The following is a 1,678-nucleotide window of genomic DNA, read 5'->3' on the forward strand; positions in this document are numbered from 1 at the left end:
CGCGCCGCCTTCGGCGGCAAGCTGGGCCGACAATACCCCAGACGGAGCGCGTGGTCGCCGACAGCGACGACGGTACGGCGGTCGGGCGCTGGTTCTCGCGCCAGACGAGCTCAGAGCCCGCGCCGGCTCCCGCCGCGAGCCGACCGAGCGCCGGCTATACGGTGCAACTCGCAAATAGCCGGTCCAAGGCCGAGGCCGAGGGCCTGTGGAAAAAGGCGCAAGGATCGAACTCCCAGCTCGCGAGCGCCGGTGCCAGAATCGAAGAGGTGAACATCGGCAGCTTCGGCACCTTCTACAGCGTCAAGATTGGACCGTTCCCGAGCGAGTCCGAAGGCACCAAGGTCTGCAATGCCTTGAAACGGGGCGGCACGGACTGTTCCGTCGTTTCGCCCGACGGTCCGTGAGCGGCGGAAAGCGCACTTGCCAGCGCGCCTGCATTCGGCCATGCCTCACATCTATAAGCTTGGCGTGATAAGAAGCGCCGTCGCGACACGGCCTTGCCGTAGCGTCCCTTGCCCTCCCGCCGTTTCAGAGATCGCATGACCACCGAAGACGACAAGAAGAAGAACGACGCCCCCGAGACCGAGCACAACCTGGCGGAAGATCTCGGCCTGTTCGGCGCGCTGGAGCCGACATCCTCCCACTTCCTGGCGCGGCTGCGCGGCTACTTTCTGACGGGCCTGATCATCGTCGCCCGTGGCCATCACGATCTATGTGGTGTGGTGGTTCATCAACCTGGTCGACGGCTGGGTCAAACCGCTCATTCCGCAGCGCTATCTGCCGGACAATTTCCTGCCGTTCAATGTTCCGGGCGCCGGTCTGATCATCGGCATTTTTGCCTTGATGGTGGTCGGTGCGCTGGCCGCCAATCTGTTCGGGCGCACCATCGTGAGCTACGGCGAGATGATGCTGGATCGCATGCCCGTGGTGCGCGGCGTCTACCGGCTCCTCAAGCAGATCTTCACCACGGTGTTCTCGAAACAGGGAACAGGGTTCAAGCGCGTGGGGCTGATCGAGTTCCCCCGCCGGGGTGTGTACGCCGTCGTCTTCGTCTCCGGCGAACCGCCCCACGAGGTGAAGGGCAAGCTCGGCAACGGCGAGCTCCTGACCGTGTTCATGCCGAACGCGCCGAACCCCACGACGGGCTTCGTCCTGTTCATGCCGGCCAAGGATGTCATCGTGCTCGACATGGCGATCGACGACGCCGCCAAGCTCGTCATCTCGGCGGGGCTGGTGGCGCCGCCGCAGGACAAGCTCAAAGAGCTGGCGGACGACGCCAAGCGCAAGAAACCGGTGCCCGAGGAAGAGCCCGTCGTCTAGACGGGCTCCGCATTGCCACGCCGAAGCGGCTATTGCGCTGCGCGCGTCATGGCCGGCGGCTGCCAGCTGCCTTCGCCAGCCGGCAAGATCGACGGCGCCTCGGTCTTAGGCCAGTAGAGGCGCATCACTAGATAGATCGGGCCGTCCGGTGCCGGCAGCCAGTTCGCCTTCTGCAGCGGGTCGGTGGGTTCGTCCTTCTGGATGTAGAGGGTCAGCGAGCCGTCGGCGTTCTTCTTCAACTCTGGCAGCATCGGCGAGTTAATAAGATAACGGTGGATCGGGTTCTCGATGAGGAGCTGGGTCTTGCCGTCATACATGGTCACCGACCAGAAGGCGTTGACCGGCGGGAGCGCGCTCG

4 protein-coding genes are annotated in these 1,678 nt (G+C 64.5%); 2 read left to right on the top strand and 2 right to left on the bottom strand.

The annotated features are described in order from the left end of the window. On the top strand, nucleotides 1-404 hold a 404-nt coding region (locus AUC71_RS13535), incomplete at its 5' end, for an SPOR domain-containing protein (protein WP_141701707.1). A gap of 51 nt (nucleotides 405-455) precedes the next feature. Here the strand turns inward: AUC71_RS13535 and AUC71_RS21460 are convergent. Continuing rightward, complete coding sequence (locus tag AUC71_RS21460) at nucleotides 456-704, bottom strand: hypothetical protein (protein ID WP_244500965.1); 249 nt, start codon at nucleotides 702-704, stop codon at nucleotides 456-458. Between AUC71_RS21460 and AUC71_RS13540 the strand changes: the two genes are divergently transcribed. Beyond that, nucleotides 697-1,320: a DUF502 domain-containing protein gene (locus AUC71_RS13540; protein WP_244500966.1), complete on the top strand. Its 624-nt coding sequence runs from the start codon at nucleotides 697-699 to the stop codon at nucleotides 1,318-1,320. The two genes, AUC71_RS21460 and AUC71_RS13540, sit on opposite strands and share 8 nt — an antisense overlap. 29 nt (nucleotides 1,321-1,349) lie before the next feature. Here the strand turns inward: AUC71_RS13540 and AUC71_RS13545 are convergent. Further along, a partial coding sequence (locus tag AUC71_RS13545) for a DUF1214 domain-containing protein (protein WP_141701708.1) occupies nucleotides 1,350-1,678 on the bottom strand: 329 nt, incomplete at its 5' end.

It is taken from the genome of Methyloceanibacter marginalis (genome assembly GCF_001723295.1).
GTDB classification, from domain to species: Bacteria; Pseudomonadota; Alphaproteobacteria; order Rhizobiales; family Methyloligellaceae; genus Methyloceanibacter; species Methyloceanibacter marginalis.

Coding starts and splice junctions, on each gene's coding strand:
- AUC71_RS21460 (WP_244500965.1), bottom strand. CDS start 704: ATGGCCACGGGCGACGATGATCAGGCCCGTCAGAAAGTAGCCGCGCAG.